A 22628-nucleotide genomic window follows, 5' to 3' on the forward strand; every position below is an offset into this window, starting at 1 on the left:
TTGGAAAGAAGTTACAGGTTATGGGTTATGAGTTTATGCATGTTGCGAAAAAAGACAACATGATCGGTGCCTATCTGCTGTTCGGCAACCTGCAATTCATTTGATAGCTGCGGTGCCGCTAGTCCATCATTGACAGTTAATTGCTGATTCGTAATGACACGTGCTTCATCCCACAATTCTTCATCAATAAAGCATTCCAACAACCGGGCGCCACCTTCTACAATCACACTCTGAATATTTAGCTGATACAATGCATGGACCATTTGTTGTACCATGCTCACATCATTTGTAATTTGATAATAGCGTGGCTGGCCTTTATCGTTATGACGTTTGGTATTGAAGATGATCGTTGGCGCATCATTATTAAACAATTTCAACGAAGCCGGCAGCTCAAGTTCTTTGTCTAAAACCAAACGTAATGGCTGTTTGCCTTGCCAGTATCGATTGGTGAGTTGTGGATCATCAAGTGCTGCTGTGTTTTTTCCAACAAGTATTGCAGCTTCTTCGCTTCGCCACTGATGAACTAATCTGTTGGTCATTTCATTACTGATCAATAAACGCTCATGTGTTGTAGCTGCAATTTTTCCATTTTTTGTTTGCGCCCATTTTAGAACGATATAAGGACGTTTCTGTTGATGGAAAGTGAAAAAACGTTTGTTGAGCTCAATACATTCTTCTTTCAAAACACCCACTGTTACCTCCGCTCCTGCTGCTTTTAGCTTTTCGATTCCTTTGCCATCAACTTCTTTAAAGGGATCACGACAACCGATCACCACTTTTGGTATTTGATGTTTGATGATAAGATCACTGCATGGAGGAGTTTTGCCGAAATGCGCACAGGGCTCAAGCGAAACATAGATCGTTGAATGTTTCAGTTTGTCTGCATGTCCGTTTTCAATTGCCTTGTTAATACAATTTACTTCTGCATGTGATTCACCAAATTGTTGATGCCAACCTTCGCCGATAATCCTTCCTTCATGCAGCAACACAGCTCCCACCATTGGATTAGGTGCCACTGATCCTGAACCCTTCCGGGCAAGTTCAATACAGCGCTGCATATATAGTTCGTCAGTAGTCATTCGCAAGGCTGCAAAAATAGCGGTTTCACAGGTATGCCCTGTTTTGACGGCGGTTTAGGTAGGCCATACCGATAACCGTCTCACTAATTATAGCATGATGCGATAAGTATGGCATACATATGTAGCTTTGCGCAAATGACCTGGCAGGAACAATATCAATACTTACGGGAAGCATTAAGTGCCGTGCATGAAACTTCCGAATCAGAAGTAATGGCTGCATTAGTAGCAGAACATGTTGGCGGCAAGAAGCTGAATCACTTAAAAGCGGAAGTAATTACCGAGGAAAAAATAAAGCACACCGATCAGCTTCTACAACAACTCCTCACGCACCGTCCATTGCAATATGTTTTGAATGAAGCATGGTTCTATGGATTGAAGTTTGAAGTAAATGAAAGCGTATTGATACCAAGACCGGAAACAGAGGAATTAGTTGATTGGGTTGTGAAAGAAGTGAAAAGTGGAAAGTGGAAAGTGGAAAGTGAAAAAGGAAGTACAAGGTACGAGGTTAGAGGTACGAATCCAGATTCGCCACTCACTGTCCTTGACATTGGCACGGGTAGCGGATGCATTCCCATTGCACTCAAAAAGACTCTGCCACTAACAAAAGTATCTGCAATTGATGTTTGCAGCGAAGCTTTACACACGGCTACTACCAATGCCGTGAACAATGAGACCGAAATTAATTTTCAATTACTTGATTTTTTGAATGAAAGTAAATGGAACGACTTAGGGAAATATGATATTATCGTCAGTAACCCACCTTATATCAAATCAACAGAAGCTAATACCATGAGCAAACATGTGCTGGAATTCGAACCGCACAAAGCATTGTTTGTTCCAGATGAAGATGCATTGTTGTTCTATCGAAAGATCGCTGATTTTGCGTTGCAGCATTTACAGCCTAGCGGTGCAGTGTATGCTGAAATCAACCAACAGTTAGGCAAAGAAACAGTGGACTTATTTCAGCAAAAAGGATTTAATGTTGAATTGAGAAAAGATATGAGTGGGAATGATCGGATGATCAAAGCAAATTTATAGTTCATCGGCTTTCGTACAATAAAATTCCGCTGTACACGAGTGCGACGCCAATGCAGATACCACCCATTCAAGTGCCCGAAACCAAAAACAATAAACTATAAACGAAAAATTCTATTCCACTCCTTTTTTATCAACACTCATCACCGCTTTAACGCCTAAACGATCGGCTGCACGAAGCACCGCTGCAAAACTTTCAATGGTTGCATTCCGATCGGCATTGATCACAATACTTACTTCTTCGCCACTACTGCGTTTTGCACCAATCATTTGCGAAAGCGTTGTATCCATCAGCAACGGATCAACAGGTTTTGAGCCCACATAAAAATGATTGGTCGCATCAATGGTTACCACAACCGTTTGCTTACTACGTGTATTGCTTTTGGCTTTTGGCAAAGATGCTTTACGCACATTGGGGTTGGCCAGTGTAGATACAATTAAGAAAAACATCAGCAGGATGAACAGGATATCGTTCAACGCATCTGTAAACACCTCCGATGATTCTGCTCGTTTCTTTCTGAGATTCATTCGTTCGGGGTTTAACGTGTTGGTTCCTGCAATACATCAAGAAAATCGGCAGCAGATGCTTCCATTTTGTTCAATGCTTTTTCTACCTGGGTTGAAAGAATGTTATGGAACAGGTAAGCGATCAAACCAATTACAAGCCCGCTGATAGAAGTGATCAACTTTGTATAAATACCGCCGGCAATGGTGCTCAATTCATATTCACCCGTTGCATTGATGTTAAAGAACAACTGCATCAAACCAACCAGCGTACCCACGAATCCAAAGATGGGGGCCACTTTAGAAATCACTGAAAGAATATTTACGTTACGTTCCAGTTTGTACATTTCAAGCTGAGCCACATTCTCCATACTGTTTTCAATAGAATCGATGGGCTTGCCAATACGTTGCAACCCTTTATCAATTATACGGCCAACGGGATTTTGTGTATTGCGGGCAAAATTGCGGGCAGCAGTTACGTTTCCACTTAAGATATTATCACGGATAATATTCATGAAGTTTGAATCAACTTCAGTTGCTTTTTTAATAGCCATCCAACGTTCAACAAATACATACACGGTGGCAACACTCAACAACAGCAATGGTATCATGATCCAGCCTGCCTGCATCAGCAGATCAATTAAATGCATTTCTTTTTTGGGAACTACCTGTGTTGCAGCAGCATTGGTTAATGTGTCAACTGCATTCTGAACCTGGAGAAGAAAAAAATTCATATCTGTTCAATGGTTTTAGTAAAACCGGTACGCAATCGTTACCGGCGTTCAAATGTAAATCTTGCAAAGCATCTAAACGTGAGCTTTCACTGTTTATTTTCCACAGTCAAATATGCATCCATGTTTTAACGATTTGTGTTAGAGGAAAGCTAAAAGAGAGCCGGTAGTGGTTAGTGGATAGTAGTTAGTCGAAAAAACAAGAGCTGCTTACTATCGGCCTGTGCTATTCACTATCGGCTGGTAGCTTCTTCCCTTTTGCTATTTCCCCCACTTAAGTTACCTTCGCTGCCGACAATTTTCAAATTGGGGATTTTTCAAATTATCAAATTAAGAATATGGCATACGATGTAATTGTTCTCGGTAGTGGTCCTGGTGGTTATCCTGCTGCTATCCGTGCTTCACAGCTTGGTTTTAAAGTGGCAATTGTTGAAAAAGAAAGCCTGGGTGGCGTTTGTTTAAACTGGGGTTGTATTCCAACCAAAGCTTTATTAAAAAGTGCACAGGTGTACGAATACATGAAACATAGTGCTGATTACGGCATCTCAGCCAGCGATATAAAACACGATTTTGGCGGCGTGGTAAAACGCAGTCGTGGTGTAGCCGATAAGATGAGCAAAGGTGTTACCTTTTTGATGAAGAAGAACAAGATTGATGTGATCATGGGTTACGGAAAAGTTGCCGGCAAAGGCAAACTGGAAGTAACTGCTGCTGACGGAAAAAAGCAAACAGTAGAGGCAAAATATATCATTATTGCAACAGGTGGACGTAGCCGTGTGTTACCGTCAATGCCGCAGGATGGTAAAAAGATTATTGGTTACCGTGAAGCAATGGTGTTGCCCCAACAACCAAAATCAATGATCGTAGTTGGTAGCGGTGCTATTGGTGTTGAGTTTGCTGATTTTTATAACAGCATGGGTACAAAAATTACCATCGTGGAATTTATGCCACGTGTAGTACCTGTTGAAGATGAAGATATTTCGAAAGAACTCGAAAAACAGTTCAAGAAAAAAGGCATTGCTATTATGACCAGCGCCGAAGTAACAAAAGTTGATACTTCAGGTGAAGGTGTAAAAGCAACTGTAAAAACAGCTGCTGGCGAACAGGTCTTGGAAGCTGATATTTTGTTAAGTGCCGCAGGTGTTGTTGCCAACATTGAAAACATTGGCCTGGAAGAAAACGGTATTAAAACAGAAAAAGGAAGAATTGTAGTTGATAAATATGGTGCAACGTCTGTAGCTGGTATTTATGCTATTGGTGATGTGGCACCAGGTCAGGCTCTTGCACACGTTGCAAGTAAAGAAGGTATTAATGCTGCTGAACATATTGCTTACATGGAAAAGAAATATAACCATGCTCCTGAAGCAATGGATTATAATAACATTCCTGGTTGTACTTATTGCACACCTGAAATTGCAAGCGTAGGGTATACAGAAAAAGCAGCGAAGGATGCAGGTTACGAAGTAAAGGTTGGTAAGTTTCCTTTCATGGCGAGTGGTAAAGCAAGTGCTGCTGGTAATACAGATGGTTTTGTGAAAGTGATCTTTGATGCGAAGTATGGAGAGTTCCTCGGCGCACATATGATTGGTGCAGGTGTTACGGAAATGATCGCTGAAGTGGTTGTTGCACGTAAACTTGAAACTACTTATCATGAAATATTGAATGGTGTACATCCTCACCCAACAATGAGCGAAGCGTTGAAAGAAGCAACGGCTGCCGCCTATGGTGAAGCGATTGATATTTAATTATTGCACATCGTAAATAATAAAAGCCCCGATGATAACGTCGGGGCTTTTGCTTTTCGGAGATATTGAATCAACACAATAAAACATCTAATTCCGTTTCTGTTTTTTGCAAGGCCGCATCAAATGCTTCTCGCCCATCTACTGCAACGCCGGCGAGGCTTCGATAATAGTTAATTCCTTCACGCAGGTTGTTGCAAAATGAGCTGATGTATTTTTTCTTTTTTGCATTCTCGTTGAGTGATGGACTTTCTGCCAGTTGCTCACGCAAATAATTCATGTATAAATTCAGTTCGGCAATAAACATATGCGGCCTGCTTTTGTTTTCCATAATATTTTCACGGCCGTAAATATGATCGGTCATAGTTTGCAGCGAAACAACTTTGGAAAAGTTGGCAATATTGGGGCCCGGACAAATAGTTACTGCTTCTAACTTTTTTACAAAAGGTTGCTGATAGTTGATAGCAGCAGAATTGCTAAGCCCAACACATAAACATTCCTTATCCAATACATTTTTTACCTGCAGTTCATATTCCTGCTCGGACAGTTCAAGCGTTTTTAACTGTTCAAGTTTCAGCTTCTGGTATTTTTTCGAAGCGGTACAAATGGGTTCTTTGGTGAACTCGGTATTAAACGACAAATGTTTTTCAGTACAAGGGCTGCCGGGAGTTCCTTTACTGATTCTTTCAGCTTTTTCTCTTGCTGAACTTGTTCCTTTGAGATAATGAAAACGGACACCCAGCGGAGAGTTGCTACTCAGCACCACATCTTTTTCTTCTGCTGCACATAACAACTGCATTGTCTCTTCATCAACCGTTGTGGCTTCGGGCACTAATAAAAACGGAGTGCCCCATCCCGTACTTTCAATACCATATTCTGTATGCAAAAATGCATCTTCTTCACTTGTGCCAATTCCTCCCTGTACAGAATAGACAATAGCCGGGGCAGCATCAAAAATGCGGTTGTTCTTTTTCTGCTGTGCAGCATTAAAAATTTCAAATAATGAATTCGTGAGCTCTTCTTTTTTTGCTTTAAACTCTTCCAATATCGGCCCAAGCAAATAACCTTCTGTTGCAAATGCATGGCCGCCGCAATTCAAACCTGATTCAATTCTGAATTCACTCACCCAGATACCTTTCTTAGCTAAATACTTTCCTTGTATCAATGCTGAGCGATAGTCGCTCACCTTTACTACTACTTTTTTAGTAAACACGCCTTGCTCATTTGCATCAAGTTCTTTGCAACTTTCAAGATAATTGTACAAACGTGGATTCATACCGGCAGAAAAAATCACCGATGAATTATTGAGATTGCTTTTTACAAATCCTCTCAATGCAGCAACAGCATCTGATCCATCTTCTATCAACACTCCTTCTTTGTTATAGGTTTCACGGTCAACTTTAGTCATGATGTTTACATCAATTGTACCGGGAACAATTTGCGAACGCAAATAATTTTCCAACTGCGTTTTTTCCGGATGATCACTCATCTTCATCATTTGCCTGTACAATTGCTTCAGCTTACTATCCTCCGGCAGCATTTCAAAATACTTGATGATCTCCGAACCTTTTTCAAATGCAGCAGCTTTCAACTTTTCTACCTGTTCCTGCACAATTGTATTAACAAGGTTGAGATAATCAGCAACGCGTTTCGCCCGGTAATCTTCTTCGTGAACAGGAATAGCCGTGTAAGGAAGATTGGCTGTTTGATAATAATGGCTACGCATCATTTCAATTAGACGGTCCTCAACAATAGAAATGACCGATGAAATGCCAAAGCGTGCAACTTTAATGGGGCTGTCAACTGTATAAGCTAATCCCATTACCGGAATATGAAATCTGTGTGGTGAAGAATAATTCATGAATGAAATGACACGCAGATGCCTGCTTGTTTTTGGAAAGTGATGAATAATGATGGTTTTAACAACCGGTTTTTTGCTGTCGCAAAACTATTCTCTGCTGATAGCAATCGGCTTTTGAATTAACTGACAGGAAGCGTTTGAAAAGATGATCTTCGTCAGGCCAACTGTGCTGCGAGATAACAGGTAGCATTTATTTGGCCTTTCAATTGCTACTTAACTTCTGCATACTAATTTATAAATTGCAGAATGGCGTTGTTGTCAGATTCAGCACAGGCAAAATTGCATACGATCATTTTTGAAAGCAATACCAGGGCAGGTAAGGCTTTTGATATTGCATTGCTCATCGCCATCGTAACAAGTATATTGATTGTGATGCTCGATAGTATTACATCATTTCATTTAAAATACGGCCAATTCTTTTTAACGCTGGAATGGTTTTTCACCATCCTGTTTTCCATCGAATATATTTTGCGAATACTCACCTTGGAAAAACCTTTGAAATATGCGTTGAGTTTCCTTGGCCTGATCGACATACTGGCAATACTCCCCTCCTTTCTCAGTTTGTTTATTGCAGGCACGCAATCGCTAATGGTGTTAAGAGCATTAAGATTGCTTCGCATTTTCCGCATATTTAAACTCAGCCATTTTCTCGGTGAAATTCGCTTCCTTCGTTATGCCATTCGTCAAAGCCTGAATAAGATCACCATTTTTATGCTGGTGGTGTTTACCATTGTTATCATTCTTGGCTCGTTCATGTACCTGATTGAAAATGGACAAAACGGTTTTAACAGCATACCAGACAGTATCTATTGGGCGATCGTAACAATAACTACTGTCGGCTACGGCGATATTTCGCCCGTTACGCCAATGGGAAAACTCTTTGCCAGTGTAATTATGTTTATTGGTTACGCCATTATTGCCGTGCCAACAGGTATTGTTACTTCTGAAATGACCGCTGCCATGCGTAATAAAAAAGAACAACATGAAACATGCCCGGCATGCGGACGTGAAGGCCATGATGTAGATGCCAACTATTGTAAGCATTGCGGGCATGAGTTGCACAACAGCTAAATCAACTTACCGGGAATATTTTATCTTCCGTTCCTAATCACGCTTGCATGCAACCAAAACAATACGGCATTTTCTCCTTCCCTGTGATCGTTGGAGCATTAGGTTTCTTTGTTGATATTTACGATTTGCTGCTTTTTAATATCACACGACGTTCAAGTCTTACCGAGTTAGGTGTTCCTGAAAATGAATTAAAAAATGTTGGTGAAAATTTGTTGAGTTGGCAAATGCTGGGCTTAACAATTGGCGGTATACTCTGGGGAATATTGGGCGATAAAAAAGGTAGGAAAAGTGTGCTCTTCAGTTCTATCCTGTTATACTCACTTGCAACACTTGCCAATGGTTTTGTTACAGATATAGAACAATACAGGCTCGTTCGTTTTATTGCAGCACTCGGCCTTGCAGGGGAATTAGGTGCCAGTATTACCTTAACAAGCGAATTATTACCAAAAGAAAAAAGAGGAATTGGTGCGGCTATTATTGCAACCAGTGGCGTGTTTGGTACTATCACAGCTTATTTCATTCATTATCTCAGCGATGAGAACTGGCGACTCTGTTATTTTATTGGCGGCGGAATGGGTCTTGCACTGTTGTTTTTGCGTGTCGGTTTTCTGGAGAGTCACATGTTTGCTGCGGTGAAAAAAGATAACACGCCACGAGGTAAATTCTTCATGCTGCTTAACAACAAGGAACGTTTTGTGCGTTACCTGCGTGCTATTTTAATTGGCCTGCCTGTATGGTATATCATTGGCATCATCATCAGTTTTTCCGATGAGTTCGCCAAACAATTTGGCATTGTTGGTTTCGATCAACCAAAAGCATTGATGTTGCAATATGTGGCATTGGTATTTGGCGATATGGGTGCAGGACTTTTAAGCAACTATCTAAAAAGTCGTAAGAAAACATTGTACATCTTTTATGGCATCACTGCATTTTTTATTCTGGTGTTCTTTGTTTTCAAAGGCGGAGGCAGTGCATTCAACATGTACCTTATTTGCATGGGGCTTGGTTTTGGTTCGGGCATTTCCGTTTTATATATCACGATGAGTGCTGAGCAATTTGGCACAAACCTGAGATCAACGGTAGCAGTTTCGGTTCCTAATCTGGTACGTGGTTTTTTGCCGCTCATGCTTTTACTTTTCCAATTCCTGCGAAGCAAGGCTGTGTTTAATAACTATGTAACCGGCGCATGGGTAACGGGTATTATTATCCTTGCCATTGGCATTTATTCCGTTATTAAAACAAAGGAAACATTTGCAAAAGATCTCGACTTTGTAGAGCTGTAAGCCAAGTATCGCCATACAACAGCCTATAAAGCCGCTGCAAAGAAACTATTGCCATTTTTCGCAGGGTTCAGTACTTTCAGCTATAAACTCTTCAAAACAAAAATCATGAGAAAACTTTTCTTATCAGCTTCTTTGTTGCTTAGTCTTTCTGTTTTTGCACAGGAAGAAAAAGTTGACCAGGAGATCATTAACAAGATCATTAAAGAAGGCACTTCCAATTCGCAGATCATGGATATTGCTTTCAATCTTACTGATGTTAGTGGACCACGTTTAACCAATTCACCCGGTTATTATCGTGCAGCAAATTATGCAGTAAACCAATTAAAAAAATGGGGCGCCGATAAAGCAGGACTTGAGGCTTGGGGCGATTTTGGCCAAGGCTGGCAACTGAAAAAAAGTTATATCGCCATGACGGCTCCTTATTACAAACCCATCATGGCTTATCCAAAAACATGGACACAAAGCACAAAGGGTTTGGTGAAGGCTGATGTAGTTGTGATAAACGTGAAAGACTCAACAGAGCTTGATCAATATAAAGGAAAACTTGCAGGCAAAGTGGTAATCGTTAATCGTGTTGATGAATATAAGCACAGCTTTAAACCTGATGCATCACGCCATACCGACGATGAATTAAAAACAATGGCTGATTTCAAACCAAATCCGCAACCGCAAGGTCAACGGCCTGGTGCAAATCCAAACATGGCCCGCTTTGCAGGAGCACAACGTCTGAACACACTCATCAAACAAATGATCACTGACGAAGGTGCGGCAGCTTATTTAACCAGCAGCCCTGCTTCACACGACGGAACCATTTTCGTGCAAGGCCCTGCAGGCAATCGTGTTGATTTCACCAATGGTAAGCCTTCTGTTTTGGAAATCGCTGTTTCGTATGAAGACATTAAAACCATTAACCGTTTAGTAAACATGGGTACTAAAGTTTCCATCGATCTTGATGTGCAATCGGAATTTACAGGCACAGACGTTAAAGGTTACAATGTGATTGGCGAAATAAAAGGCACTGATCCAAAATTAAAAGATGAAGTAGTGATGTTGGGTGCGCATCTTGATAGCTGGCAGGGCTCAACAGGTGCAACAGATAATGCAGCGGGTTGTGCCGTAATGCTTGAAGTAATGCGAATTTTTAAAACACTGAACCTTCAACCTAAACGCACTATACGCATTGCACTATGGAGTGGCGAAGAACAAGGTTTACTTGGTTCACGTGGCTGGATCAAAAACAATGTAGGCGATCGTGTAACAAAAGAAGTAAAACCTGAACAAGGAAAAATTTCTGCTTATTACAATATCGATAATGGAACCGGGAAAATCAGGGGCGTGTATTTAGAAGGCAACTCTGGAGTTCAACCAATTTTTGCAAAATGGTTAGAGCCTTTTAAAGAAGTAGGCGCTTCTACCCTCACGTTGCAAAACACTGGAGGTACCGATCATATTTCATTTAATGAAATGGGTATCCCGGGTTTCCAATTCATCCAGGATGAAATTGAATACGACACACGCACCCATCATACAACAATGGATAGTTATGATCACTTAGTTGCTGATGATCTGAAACAAATGGCAACCATCGTTGCTACGTTTGTATACAATACAGCGCAACGTGCAGAGAAACTGCCGAGAAAAGAAATGCCGAAGCCGGTACAGGCGCAGCGATAAACTATTTCCTTTCGAAAAAAAGCTCTGCCTGTGCAGAGCTTTTTTTATTTGCTTACTTTCGACCACAACAACAAACCTCGATGAGCAAACGAACCAATTATATTTCCTGGGATGAATACTTTATGGGCGTGGCATTGCTTTCTGCAAAGCGAAGTAAAGACCCGGCCACACAGGTGGGTGCATGCATCGTTAATAACAAAAATAAAATTGTGGGTGCTGGTTATAATGGCCTGCCCGCAGGATGCGATGACAATGATTTTCCATGGGAGAAACAAGGCGATTTCCTGCAAACAAAGTATCCCTACGTATGTCATGCGGAACTAAATGCTATTCTTAATAATATCGGTATGGATCTGCATGGCTGCCGAATTTATACCGCATTATTTCCATGCAACGAATGTGCAAAAGCAATTATTCAAGCGGGCATTACTGAAGTAATTTATTTATCCGATAAATATGATGGCTCCGACCCGTCTGTGGCATCAAAACGAATGTTAACTACAGCGGGAATAAATTACCGCAAAGTGGTATCGCATGTTGGTAAAATAGAATTATCGTTTGAAGAAAATGATGTTTGATTTTTTGCCGTCAGTACTTCCACAGTTGCCGCCAATAGTTGCAATGCTTACTATTTCCCCAAGACAAGGCTCCATACAGCCACATCAAACGCTGCATCCGGCTATTATTCTTTTTTCCCCAGCAATGTGACTAACTTTTTGGCATTACCGACTTAGCTGATGCCTGAATCATCGCCCACAATCCGTATTTTGCAGGGTATGAAAGCCTATATCTCCATCAGCTACCAACGTCGCAGGAGTCTTAACACCGCCATCACTGCTATTATGAGTGTTCTTGAAGAACATCATGTTGAATCATTTGTTTTTGTGGATCATTACAAATTTGAGGAAACGCATGAAGAAGAAATGATGCGTGCTGCGCTTTCAGAATTAGAACAATGCAATTTGCTGATCGCTGAAACATCGCACAAAGGAATTGGCATTGGTATTGAAGCTGGTTATGCCAAAGCAAAAAACAAACCTGTTGTTTATCTCCGTCATAAAGAAGCTGAACATTCCACTACGCTTTCAGGTGCCAGCGATTACAGGGTGATTTATAAAAACACCGATGATCTGCAAAAACAACTCGAACTCGTCATCAAAGAAATTACTGCCCCGGTTGAACATGTTATCGCTTCCGCTTCGCAGGCAAGCTAAAAACTGTTATAAGATTTTTCACAAGCGATACGGGTAAAAATCATTTTGCAAATAGTGAGCATCTTGCATTTAGGAAGTATTAAATATATCTTTAATCTTACTAATTGCCGCCATGAAAAAACGCAAATCACTGCTGTTGCTATTTATTTTATTGGTATCACTTCTGCTGATAGTTACAAATTATTACACCATAAAAGTACTTTCAGCAGCAAGAGCATATATTAATGGTGAATCTGAATATTCCAAGGGACAAAAAGATGCTTCGCTATATCTTGTTACTTATGTTGAATCGGGCGATAGAGCTCAATGGCAGGCTTTCAACAAATCAATTGCTGTACCAAAAGGCGACAATATTGCCCGAAATGCTTTGCTGGCAAAACAGGATGATGAAGTGGCGAAACAAGGTTTCATTACAGGAAAAAATCATGTAGCCGATATTCCTTCGATGATCTGGCTCTTCAAAACCTTTCACAAAGCTCCCTTTATGAAGAAGCCAATTGATATTTGGGCATCGGCCGAACCTTTGATCAACAGGTTTGATACTATTGGTAAAAACATTCATGCACAAATGCTGGCGGGTACTTTATCCGCAGAACAAAAAGTGAATTTCATAAAAGAAATCAATTCTATTTCATCTCAACTTTCAGACAAAGAAAGTGCTTTCTCTAATGCGTTGGGCGATACGGCCAGGGATGTTAAAGGTTATTTAGTACTGGTGAATGTTTTTTTAATTCTTCTATTGCTGAGCAGTATTGCTGCTTATGCAGTTAAAACGATCAACAACATGGTAACCATCGAAAAAGAATTAGTTCTTAAGAATAACGAATTAAATGAAACGAATAAACAGCTTGAACAGTTTACTTACGCTGCATCTCATGATTTACAGGAGCCACTCCGAATGGTATCATCGTACATGAGTTTGTTGCAAAAAAAATATGAAGGTCAGCTCGATGAAAAAGCACAAACTTATATTCACTTTGCTGTGGATGGTGCCAACAGGATGAAGGTGCTGATCAACGATCTGCTGAATTATTCACGTGCAAGTATCACAACCATTGAATACAGTGATGTGAACATTGCAGATATTGTTAACGACATAAAAAAAACATTTCGTGAAGATTTAGAAGAACCCGGCGCCGGCATTTTCTTTTCCGATTTACCTGTGGTGAAAGCGAACCGATTACAAATAACACAACTGTTTCAAAACCTTATTGGCAATGCAATTAAATACCGGAGTACTGCAGCACCACAAATTGAAATAACTGCAGGCAGCACAGCAACGCACTGGATTTTTTCTGTAAAGGATAACGGGCTTGGCATTAATACAAAGTTTTTCGACAAAGTTTTTTTGATATTTCATCGCCTGCACTCACATTCAACCATTAAAGGAACGGGCATAGGATTAGCACTTTGTAAAAAAATTGCAGAGCGGCATGGGGGCGATATATGGCTTGAGTCGGAAGAAGGAAAAGGAAGCACATTCTTTTTCTCTGTTGCAAACAATCTTACTTCTTAAAGTTCGGTAGTGGTATATGGTATGCGTATAACTTTTACGAAACGCTTTTTGTAATGATCGGTTACTTCAGAAATTGTTACACCGTATGCCTTGCCCGAAGTTGAGTGAATAAATTTAAAAACTTCGTTACTAACGTCGGTTATAATACCCATATGACCCACTATTTGCGACGCTGGATCAGTACCCGTAAATAAAATTAAATCTCCGGGCACTGCTTCAGCAGCATTAATCGTTACTCCATAATTTGTAAAGTCAACTGATGAACGGGGAACCTGTATTGAAAAATGGTTAAATACATGTGTAATAAAACCGGAACAATCGAGCCCCACAGCAGTATCAACTGAAGCATATTTATAAGGAATACCTATGAGCGTTTTTGCATATGACAAAAGTTCATGTGGTGATACTGTCTTGGTGAAATCAGTTGATTTATCGATAATACTATCTACAACATGTGGAGCATCCAAAGTAGTATCTTTTGGCAAATTGCTGGAGTCATTCGCAGCAACAGCAGCCGAATCCTGTTCGTTTACATCTAACTCATTCGAAAAATAACGGCAGTTACTCATCGAAATACAAACAAATAATATAAATAAATTCATACGCATCAGTAACGGTTTAAATTATTCAAGGCAGCTATTCATGTGTGTTGAATAATGTGGAGGTACAACTAATATGCCACCTCTGCTATCTAAACTATTCTGTCCTTTTGTAAAGCCGCTACACATGTTACTTTTAAAAATGATTTGCAAAAACTATGAATTCTTAAAAGAAGCTACTATTTTCAGTACTGAAACTCACACTATAACTGCTTACTCTGCATTCCCCGCCCAAGATAATCTGAAGATTCAGGTATTTAACGTCTGCCCGGCAGACATCACAATAATCTAAAACAACCAACCATGCGCTATTCATTCAAAATTGCGGCGGCTACATTGCTCTGCTTCCTCTTCATTAATGCCTGCAACAACCAATCTGCCGAAACAAAAGAGTCAACCGAACCAACAATGTCAACAGCATCTGCTGAAGATAAAATTAAAGACGGTGAACGTTTAGTTGCTTCACTCGATTGCGAAATCTGTCATTCACCAAAACGAATGGGACCTAAAGGCCCTGAAGTGATCCCTGAACTTCGCTTTGGCGGTCACCAGGCAGGCACGCCGCTTCCTCCATATGACGAAGCAACAGTAAAAGGCGGCTGGGTATTATTTGCGCCTGATTTCACTTCAATGATCGGGCCCTGGGGACAATCGTTCACAGCAAACATCAGCAGCGACTCCACAGGCATTGGTATGTGGACAGAAGATCAATTTAAAAAAGTGTTACGTGAGGGAAAATATAAAGGCATGGATAACACAAGACCTATACTGCCGCCTATGCCCTGGGAAGCATACAAAAATTTAACGGATGAAGAGATTAGCAAAGTGTTTGCCTTCTTAAAATCAACAAAGCCGGTGAAGAACGTGGTGCCAACAGCAAAAATAAATCCACCCCCGCCTCCACCAACAGCAGCAAAATAATTTCGTTCCATACAAAACAAAAGGCTCATCAATTGATGAGCCTTTTACATAAAATGATTTTATTTAAGCACCTGCCTGTTTCACCATGAGGGCCTGAATTTGTTTCATTGTATTTTCCATGCCGTTTGCACTGCCATCCAGGAAAATGATATTTCCTTTTCCATATTCTGCAAAATTCTTTACTGCTTCGGTCCACATACTAAAAAGAATGACATTAGTATCAAGATTCGCCTGCTTCATTTGTTCTGCAGCCTCCGTCATACCTTTTGCAACTTCCTGGCGGAAGAGAGCCACACCTTGTCCACGTAAACGTGCAGCTTCACGTTCAGCTTCGGCAGCAATTTTAATAGCGTTACCTTCTGCTTCTGCACCTTTTGTTTTGGTGATGAGCAATGCCTGTCCTTCGTTTTCCGCAGCAGCTTTTAAGTTATTACTCGCTACCACACGGCTCATGCTTTCCATGATCTGCTGATCGAATGTAATATCGTTGATCTGGAGATCCTGCAAGTGATAACCCCAATCTTCCAAAGAATGATCGATCTGCTCTTTTACATACTCTACAATTTCACGACGGGCAGTCAATATTTCTGCCTGGCGCTTGGTTGCAACAAATGCACGAATGGAACCTTCAACTGTTCTGATCAATGCCTGCATCAGATCCTTGTCACTAATAAATTTGAATGCTACTTTTTTAATAGTTTCTTCCTCTGAATTTTGTACAGAGTAAAGTAACATGCTCTTAAAATATACATTAGCCTGGTCAATGGTTACAGCCTGAAACTCGAGCTCCACACTGCGGTTCTGGATGCTTACACGCTTATATATCTGCTCGAGTATCGGAATTTTAAAACCCAACCCGGGGCGAAGGATACGTTGATATTTGCCAAACATTGTAATAACGGCTATTGTACCCTGGTTAACAGTTACGAGACCGCTGAAGATGATGAAAATGATGAGCAATACCCACCAATAACTGACAAGGAAATCCATGGTTTTAAAAATTTGATCCAAAATAGCACATTCCTTTTGATAAAGGGAAGAAACTATGCAACTGAATGTTTAATTTTAAGAAAACAAACCATCATGTCCCGGTCCAAAAAAGTATTTATCGGAATACTTGCTTTTATTCCTTTAGTTGCATCTGCCATCTTTCTCGTTTACTTTTTTGCAAATTTTTTCCCGGAAATAATACGAATGGAACATGAGCATGGTGATGTGCCGCCAGAATTTTTCTTTGGCAACATGGTGGGCTTTATCTCTTCCATCATCATACTTGTGTTTGTGCAATTAGGTCTTATGATCTATTTCATCATTCACGCCATTAACAACAAAAGGGTTAAAAATGAAGAGCGCATCATCTGGATACTCTTATTCATTTTTGTGAGTACTATCGCCTATCCTATTTATTGGGGCATTCGCATTTGGCCCGAAGAAAAACCTGAAAGCAATTTTGTAAAAATGTAATTTCGCTAAAATCATTTCTGTTTATATTTTCCCAACATCAGCACATGAAAACTATACTGCTTACCATTTTACTTTCGGTGTTTATTTCATCAACACCGTTTGCCTTTTCTTCCATACAAGGTCATGCCAGCGCTGCGGAAACCGTAACGAATACAGCCCAGACAAAGAAAAAGATTTCTTCCTTTAAAAAATTCAGGCAGGAAACGGAGAAAAAACTTGGACGAAAACTGGGGTTGTTTGAAAGAATGGGACTTTGGTATTACAGCAAACTTACTGGCGATCCTGAAGCTGACGCAAAAAAAGCAAACAATCATGCTCTAACCGGTTTTATTCTCGGTGTTTGCAGTCTTGCATTAATGCCATTGCTTTCAATCCCCGGATTTTTCTTTTCTAAATCGGCGCTCAATAAAGAAAAGCTTGAACCCGGCACATTAACTACAAGAAATAAAGGGTTAGCAAAAGCAGGACTTATTTTAAGTATTATAGGCTTTGCTTACCTTATCCTGATTATCTTATACCTTGTTATAATATTGGCAGCGTATGGATTCGGTTATTAAATAATTTATATAGCCGATTTTTCTTCCCACACTTTTACTAATTCAACAAGCATGTTGGTGCTTTGTTCCATATCATCAACACCTATCCATTCATGTTTGCTGTGAATGGCCTGCATGCCGGTAAACAAATTAGGACAAGGTAACCCCATATAGCTGAGCCTGCTTCCATCGGTACCGCCACGAATAGGTTCTTTTACAACAGTAAGTCCGCAACGTTCATATGCCGTAACTGCATTCGCAACAATTTCCGGATGATCGTCGAGTATCTGTTTCATATTTCGGTATTGTTCTTTTACGATGAACTCCATTGTGCAGCCGGGATATTGTTTCAACACTTTTTCTGCAATGGTTTTTAATTTTGCTTCGTGTTGCAACAATCCCTCCACTGTAAAATCACGCACAATAAAATCGATACCTGCTTTTTCTGCAATACCGTTTATAGCTACCGGATGCACAAATCCTTCCCGCTTTTCTGTTGTTTCTGGACTCCATTCCGTTTTGGGAAGTGCTGATACTATTTCGCCTGCAATCTTTAATGCATTTACTAAAATTCCTTTTGCATAACCTGGGTGTGCAATTACACCATGCACAACGATCTTTACGCCATCGGCACTAAATGTTTCATCTTCTAACGTGCCGAGTTCACCTCCATCCAAAGTATATGCAACGGTTGCTCCCAATTTCTGCAGATCAACTTTATCCGTTCCTTTTCCAACTTCTTCGTCGGGCGTAAATAATAATTTGATTGTTCCGTGTTTTATTTCCGGATGCTGAATAAGATGATTGGCCATACTCATAATTATGGCAACACCTGCTTTATCATCGGCACCAAGCAATGTGTTTCCACTTGCGGTGATAATATCTTTACCAATATGTTGTTTTAGATAAGCATATTTTGAAGGACTGATGATCTGTGTTTTATCATTGGGCAATACAATATCAGTTCCATCATAATTTGAATGAAGAATGGGTTTTACGTTGGTGCCGTTGCAATCGGGTGCAGTATCAACATGACTGCAAAAGCAAACAACCGGCACAAGCTTTTCCGATGTTGATTGAATAGTGGCATACACGTAGCCGTAATCATCCATCTGCGCATCAGAAATACCCATCTGCAACAACTCTTCCACCAATATTTTCGAAAGATCTTTTTGCTTTTCAGTTGTAGGTGAGCTATTACCTTCGGGATCGCTTTGAGTATCAACCTGCACATAACGCATCAACCTTTCTGCCGTTCCGTATTTGTTTTCTGTTGCCATACACTTATTTTTGAACTTGTAAAATAACAGCGTTTCAGCTCTTATACCAAAACCAACTCTATGCAATCATCTCCCATTATCCAAAAAGGCTGGCTACGTGTACTGCTTTTCCTGATCGGCTATTTGTTACTCATCTTTTTTGGTAGTGCATTCGTGGGTGTGCTGGTGATGTTAGCCGGACTAAACGTTACAGCAGAAACACTCTTCTACGCTACCGTAGTTCTAAATTTTATTATCGCTTTTGCAACAGTTGGTTTGTTCAGAAATTTATTTGACCGGAAAACGATCAAAAGCCTCGGTTTTGAATGGAAGGGATTTGGTAAAGAACGTACGGCGGGATTTCTCACGGGCATTCTTTTACTATCGTTAATGGCAACGGTTTTATGGTTAATGAAATTACTGCAATGGTTTCCTGCTGATGTTGACATAAATGGATTTCTGCTTACGATTGTGATGATGATATTAGTGAGTTTTGCTGAAGAGTTGGTGTTTCGTGGTTATGTGTTGAATAACTTAATGCAGTCGATGCCCAGAGAAGCGGCACTGTTTGCTTCAGCAATTTTGTTTGCCGTATTTCATTCGCTCAATCCTAATTTCAATCTCATTGCTTTCATTAATATATTTATTGCAGGCATGTTGCTTGGGATAAATTATATCTACACCCGTAATCTTTGGTTTGCCATTTTCTTTCATTTTACATGGAACTTTTTCCAGGGACCAATACTGGGTTTTGAAGTGAGTGGATTATCGCTTCCCTCACTACTCGACCAAAATCTCAGGGGGTCTATTTTATTAACCGGTGGAGAATTCGGCCTTGAAGCATCATGGCTCACCACATTTGCAACAAGCCTCATGGCCATTGCACTTTTCTTCTTGTTTCAACGCAAATATGAAAGTAAAGTTGAATAAATGTGCATTGAGAATTTGTGAATGCTAAACAGAATTTCTACTTTACTTCTTCACCAAAATCAACAAAACATGAAGAAGATCCTTATCGGCGGCCTTGTTGGCGGCATTTTACTTTTTGCATGGCAAACAGTTTCTTTCGCAGTTGCTAATCTTCATGACAAAGGACAGGCTTACACTCCCAAACAAGACAGCATTCTTCAATTTTTAAACAGTTCTGGTTTAGAAGAAGGCACTTATTTTATGCCCCGCCTTAAAGACGAAAGCTCGTCAGAAGACATGGAAAAATTCATGAAAGAAGTTGATGGCAAACCATGGGCCCAGCTCAGTTACTACAAAGCCTGGAACCTGAATATGGGAATGAACATGGTGAGAGGACTGTTGGCAAACATCATCATTGTTATCGGCCTCTGCTGGATCTTTGCGAAGATCACGAATGCAAGCTTCGGCACTTATTTAACTGCAAGCCTGATCATTGGGCTTATTGCTTTTACCAACGGTCCATACACTGGCCACATTTGGTATCCCAAGCACGACATCAATGCTTACTTTGTTGATGCAATTGTTTCGTGGGGATTGGTTGGTGCGTGGTTGGGTTGGTGGATGAATAGGAAATAGTTTATAGTTTGTGGTTTATAGTTTGTGGTTACAAAACAAAAACGGTTCGCTAAATAGCGAACCGTTTTGCTGAATTGAATTTATTTGTACAAGAGTGCGACGCCACTGAGGTTGATAGAAATATTGAAGCTTGTAACAAAAAACTACAAACCTCAAACTATAAATCTTTACGGCACAATAATCAATCCTTTCGCATCAATCTCTACCATCTCAATATCAAACACCAGTTCTTTCCCGGCGAGCATATGATTTGCATCTAAGATCACTGTTTCATCCTGCACTTCGGTGATGGTTACAGGAAACTGCTGACCGGCGCTGTTGTTCATCATTAACTGCATACCTACTTCAGGAACCATATCTTCAGGAAAATTTGAACGAGGGAAATCAATTACCATCTGATCATTACGTTCGCCGTATGCATCATTTGGCTGAATGTTGATCGTTTTTTTGTCGCCAATAGCCATGCCCACCACTGCATCATCAAAACCTTTGATCATCATGCCGGCACCCACCTCAAACTCAAGCGGCTCACGGCCTGCACTTGAATCAAATTGCTCACCTGTTGTTAACTTACCAGTGTAATGCACACGTACTGTATCACCTTTTTTTGCCTGCTGCATAATTTATTATTTCAGGCAAAATTACTGGCAAATGCCAGCGCTGCCAATAAATTTTTTTTACGGTACTAATTGTGCAACTTTGAGCTACAATCCACTTGGAATGAAACAATTACTCCTTTTACTGGTTTTGTTTACTGCGGTGGCAACACAGGCGCAGAAAAAACACACCCGATCGGGCTATAACCGTGGCTCTATTAAAAACAGGTTGTTTGAAACAGGTGCTGAAAATATCGAAAACTATTACGATCTGCTGCAAGGAAAAAGAGTGGCCGTATTTGCCAATCAAACATCAACAATCGGCAAAAGCCATCTTGTGGATTCATTACGCAAACTGAACATCGATATTAAAGTGATCTTTGGACCCGAACATGGCTTTCGTGGCACTGCGGATGCCGGCGAAAAAATCGGGAACTACAAGGATGAAAAAACAGGTATCCAGGTAATATCACTTTACGGTAACAAACGCAAACCATCAAAAGAAGATCTGGCTGATGTTGATGTAATGATATTTGATATTCAGGATGTGGGCGTTCGCTTTTACACATACATTTCATCACTTGAATATTATATGGAAGCGGCGTTGGAATATGGCAAACATTTGATAGTGCTTGATCGCCCAAATCCAAACGGACATTTTGTTGATGGCCCTGTGCTTGAACCTGCTTACAAATCGTTTGTAGGCATGCAGCCTGTTCCTGTTGTTTATGGTATGACTATTGGCGAATATGCACAAATGATTTATGATGAGGAATGGCTCGAACCAAGATTGTATGAATTAGCCGGCCGACATGGAAAATTTGAATTAACCATTATCCCTTGCAACAACTACACACATACAACCAAATACGAGTTACCAATAAAACCTTCGCCCAATTTACCAAGCAGTCAATCCATATGGCTGTATCCTTCCACTTGTTTTTTTGAAGGAACAGTTTTAAGTGAAGGACGTGGAACAAACATTCCTTTCCAGATTTTCGGGCACCCCTCTTTACCAAAAACATTACGGCCCTTTACACCACGAAGCAGAGATGGTGCGAAAGAACCAAAACTGAAAGATCAACAATGTTATGGATGGGATTTAAGCGGGCCCGCTGATAAAGTATTTCTTACAGCAGGAAGTAAAGTGCAGGTAAAATGGCTGATGGATGCATACCAGTTGTTCCCAAATAAAAATGAGTTTTTCATTGCACCAGCAAGTGGAAAACCAACTGATTTTTTCTTTAATAAACTTGCAGGCAACAGCACATTGATGCAACAAATTAAAGACGGAAAAACGGAAGAAGAAATACGTGAAAGCTGGCAACCTGCTTTGCAGAAATTTAAAGAAGTCAGAAAAAAATATTTGATCTATAAAGATTTCGAATAAACAACCGAACGTAAAAACTCCATCAACTTTTTTTTTAAATAACTTAATTATTTATTGGTATGATTACTGTTCTTCATCCCTGGCACGGCGCACATTACGGCAGCAAAGCTCCTGAACGTGTAAACGGTTTAATTGAAATTTCACAGGGCAGCCGCAGTAAATATGAGATTGATAAAGACACAGGTTTGCTTCGCCTCGATCGTGTAATTTTCTCTTCATTCATCTATCCCGTGAACTATGGTTTTATTCCCCAAACCTTAGGGCAGGATGGCGATCCGCTGGATATTCTTGTCATCTGTTCGCAAGCTATTCAGCCGCTTTGTTTAGTGGAAGCAACCGTGATCGGCAATATGCAAATGATCGACCAGGGCGAACGTGATGATAAAATAATTGCTGTGGCAAGTAACGACCCAACCGTAAAACATATCAAGGATGTAGATGAATTGCCCGAGCATTTCTTTCATGAACTGAAACATTACTTTGAAGAATACAAAGTGCTGGAGAATAAAGTGGTGGAAATCGATAATTTTCAAAGTAAGTCTGAAGCATACCGCATTATTGAAGAAGCTATTGCTTTTTACAAAGAGAAATACCGTGGTAAAATTTAA

Annotated in this window: 23 protein-coding genes; 15 read left to right on the forward strand and 8 right to left on the reverse strand. The window is 40.3% G+C overall.

What is annotated here, in order from left to right; genetic code table 11:
- Nucleotides 1-11: 11 nt before the first annotated feature.
- Entirely contained in the window at nt 12-1079 is a 1068-nt protein-coding gene (gene ribD, locus ACO1QW_RS02135) for a bifunctional diaminohydroxyphosphoribosylaminopyrimidine deaminase/5-amino-6-(5-phosphoribosylamino)uracil reductase RibD (protein ID WP_486255250.1), read from the reverse strand.
- A 108-nt stretch (nt 1080-1187) separates the two neighbouring features.
- Here ribD and prmC point away from each other — a divergent pair, with 108 nt between their 5' ends.
- Nucleotides 1188-2117, forward strand: coding sequence for a peptide chain release factor N(5)-glutamine methyltransferase (prmC, locus tag ACO1QW_RS02140; protein ID WP_486255251.1), 930 nt, complete (start codon nt 1188-1190; stop codon nt 2115-2117).
- A gap of 111 nt (nt 2118-2228) precedes the next feature.
- On the opposite strand, the gene ACO1QW_RS02145 is transcribed toward prmC, so the two are convergent.
- Both ACO1QW_RS02145 and ACO1QW_RS02150 read right to left on the reverse strand, forming a co-directional pair.
- Nucleotides 2229-2642, reverse strand: a complete 414-nt coding sequence (locus tag ACO1QW_RS02145) for an ExbD/TolR family protein (protein ID WP_486255252.1) — start codon at nt 2640-2642, stop codon at nt 2229-2231.
- Between the two features lie 11 nt (nt 2643-2653).
- Nucleotides 2654-3352 carry a MotA/TolQ/ExbB proton channel family protein gene (locus ACO1QW_RS02150; RefSeq protein ID WP_486255254.1) on the reverse strand — a complete coding sequence of 233 codons (699 nt, stop codon included), beginning with the start codon at nt 3350-3352 and terminating at the stop codon, nt 2654-2656.
- 335 nt (nt 3353-3687) lie between these two features.
- Between ACO1QW_RS02150 and lpdA the strand changes: the two genes are divergently transcribed.
- A complete protein-coding gene (lpdA, locus tag ACO1QW_RS02155; protein WP_486255255.1) occupies nt 3688-5094 on the forward strand; it encodes a dihydrolipoyl dehydrogenase in 1407 nt (468 codons plus the stop codon).
- Nucleotides 5095-5164: 70 nt separating this feature from the next.
- On the opposite strand, the gene ACO1QW_RS02160 is transcribed toward lpdA, so the two are convergent.
- Nucleotides 5165-6913 carry a hypothetical protein gene (locus ACO1QW_RS02160; protein WP_486255257.1) on the reverse strand — a complete coding sequence of 583 codons (1749 nt, stop codon included), beginning with the start codon at nt 6911-6913 and terminating at the stop codon, nt 5165-5167.
- Nucleotides 6914-7198: 285 nt separating this feature from the next.
- Between ACO1QW_RS02160 and ACO1QW_RS02165 the strand changes: the two genes are divergently transcribed.
- The 6 genes from ACO1QW_RS02165 (at nt 7199) to ACO1QW_RS02190 (ending at nt 13710) form a co-directional block, all read left to right on the forward strand.
- The gene (locus ACO1QW_RS02165; protein WP_486255259.1) at nt 7199-8023 is read left to right on the forward strand and encodes an ion transporter; all 825 of its coding nucleotides are present in this window, start codon (nt 7199-7201) and stop codon (nt 8021-8023) included.
- Nucleotides 8024-8070: 47 nt separating this feature from the next.
- Complete coding sequence (locus ACO1QW_RS02170; protein ID WP_486255261.1) at nt 8071-9306, forward strand: MFS transporter; 1236 nt, start codon at nt 8071-8073, stop codon at nt 9304-9306.
- A 105-nt stretch (nt 9307-9411) separates the two neighbouring features.
- Entirely contained in the window at nt 9412-10980 is a 1569-nt protein-coding gene (locus ACO1QW_RS02175; protein ID WP_486255263.1) for a M20/M25/M40 family metallo-hydrolase, read from the forward strand.
- Between the two features lie 80 nt (nt 10981-11060).
- A complete protein-coding gene (locus ACO1QW_RS02180) occupies nt 11061-11558 on the forward strand; it encodes a deoxycytidylate deaminase (RefSeq protein WP_486255265.1) in 498 nt (165 codons plus the stop codon).
- 198 nt (nt 11559-11756) lie between these two features.
- Nucleotides 11757-12194, forward strand: coding sequence for a nucleoside 2-deoxyribosyltransferase (locus ACO1QW_RS02185; RefSeq protein ID WP_486255267.1), 438 nt, complete (start codon nt 11757-11759; stop codon nt 12192-12194).
- A 112-nt stretch (nt 12195-12306) separates the two neighbouring features.
- Nucleotides 12307-13710 (forward strand): sensor histidine kinase, encoded by a 1404-nt coding sequence (locus tag ACO1QW_RS02190; RefSeq protein WP_486255269.1) that lies wholly within the window; start codon nt 12307-12309, stop codon nt 13708-13710.
- Here the strand turns inward: ACO1QW_RS02190 and ACO1QW_RS02195 are convergent.
- Nucleotides 13707-14312, reverse strand: a complete 606-nt coding sequence (locus ACO1QW_RS02195; protein ID WP_486255271.1) for a C40 family peptidase — start codon at nt 14310-14312, stop codon at nt 13707-13709. The two genes, ACO1QW_RS02190 and ACO1QW_RS02195, sit on opposite strands and share 4 nt — an antisense overlap.
- A gap of 300 nt (nt 14313-14612) precedes the next feature.
- On the opposite strand from ACO1QW_RS02195, the gene ACO1QW_RS02200 reads away from it, so the two are divergent.
- The gene (locus tag ACO1QW_RS02200; RefSeq protein ID WP_486255273.1) at nt 14613-15230 is read left to right on the forward strand and encodes a c-type cytochrome; all 618 of its coding nucleotides are present in this window, start codon (nt 14613-14615) and stop codon (nt 15228-15230) included.
- A gap of 63 nt (nt 15231-15293) precedes the next feature.
- Here the strand turns inward: ACO1QW_RS02200 and ACO1QW_RS02205 are convergent, their stop codons facing one another.
- Nucleotides 15294-16220 (reverse strand): SPFH domain-containing protein, encoded by a 927-nt coding sequence (locus ACO1QW_RS02205; RefSeq protein ID WP_486255275.1) that lies wholly within the window; start codon nt 16218-16220, stop codon nt 15294-15296.
- A 93-nt stretch (nt 16221-16313) separates the two neighbouring features.
- On the opposite strand from ACO1QW_RS02205, the gene ACO1QW_RS02210 reads away from it, so the two are divergent.
- Both ACO1QW_RS02210 and ACO1QW_RS02215 read left to right on the forward strand, forming a co-directional pair.
- Entirely contained in the window at nt 16314-16694 is a 381-nt protein-coding gene (locus ACO1QW_RS02210; RefSeq protein WP_486255277.1) for a hypothetical protein, read from the forward strand.
- Nucleotides 16695-16738: 44 nt separating this feature from the next.
- Entirely contained in the window at nt 16739-17251 is a 513-nt protein-coding gene (locus ACO1QW_RS02215) for a DUF4190 domain-containing protein (protein ID WP_486255279.1), read from the forward strand.
- A gap of 5 nt (nt 17252-17256) precedes the next feature.
- Here the strand turns inward: ACO1QW_RS02215 and pepT are convergent, their stop codons facing one another.
- Nucleotides 17257-18510, reverse strand: a complete 1254-nt coding sequence (pepT, locus tag ACO1QW_RS02220) for a peptidase T (RefSeq protein ID WP_486255281.1) — start codon at nt 18508-18510, stop codon at nt 17257-17259.
- A gap of 60 nt (nt 18511-18570) precedes the next feature.
- On the opposite strand from pepT, the gene ACO1QW_RS02225 reads away from it, so the two are divergent.
- Together ACO1QW_RS02225 and ACO1QW_RS02230 are read left to right on the forward strand one after the other, a co-directional pair.
- Complete coding sequence (locus tag ACO1QW_RS02225) at nt 18571-19419, forward strand: CPBP family intramembrane glutamic endopeptidase (RefSeq protein ID WP_486255283.1); 849 nt, start codon at nt 18571-18573, stop codon at nt 19417-19419.
- Nucleotides 19420-19488: 69 nt separating this feature from the next.
- Nucleotides 19489-20034 (forward strand): hypothetical protein, encoded by a 546-nt coding sequence (locus tag ACO1QW_RS02230; RefSeq protein ID WP_486255285.1) that lies wholly within the window; start codon nt 19489-19491, stop codon nt 20032-20034.
- A gap of 167 nt (nt 20035-20201) precedes the next feature.
- On the opposite strand, the gene ACO1QW_RS02235 is transcribed toward ACO1QW_RS02230, so the two are convergent.
- Nucleotides 20202-20654, reverse strand: a complete 453-nt coding sequence (locus ACO1QW_RS02235) for an FKBP-type peptidyl-prolyl cis-trans isomerase (protein WP_486255287.1) — start codon at nt 20652-20654, stop codon at nt 20202-20204.
- Nucleotides 20655-20754: 100 nt separating this feature from the next.
- Between ACO1QW_RS02235 and ACO1QW_RS02240 the strand changes: the two genes are divergently transcribed.
- Both ACO1QW_RS02240 and ACO1QW_RS02245 read left to right on the forward strand, forming a co-directional pair.
- The gene (locus ACO1QW_RS02240) at nt 20755-22020 is read left to right on the forward strand and encodes an exo-beta-N-acetylmuramidase NamZ family protein (protein ID WP_486255289.1); all 1266 of its coding nucleotides are present in this window, start codon (nt 20755-20757) and stop codon (nt 22018-22020) included.
- 59 nt (nt 22021-22079) lie between these two features.
- Nucleotides 22080-22628, forward strand: coding sequence for an inorganic diphosphatase (locus ACO1QW_RS02245; protein WP_486255290.1), 549 nt, complete (start codon nt 22080-22082; stop codon nt 22626-22628).

The organism is Lacibacter sp., assembly GCF_057361365.1.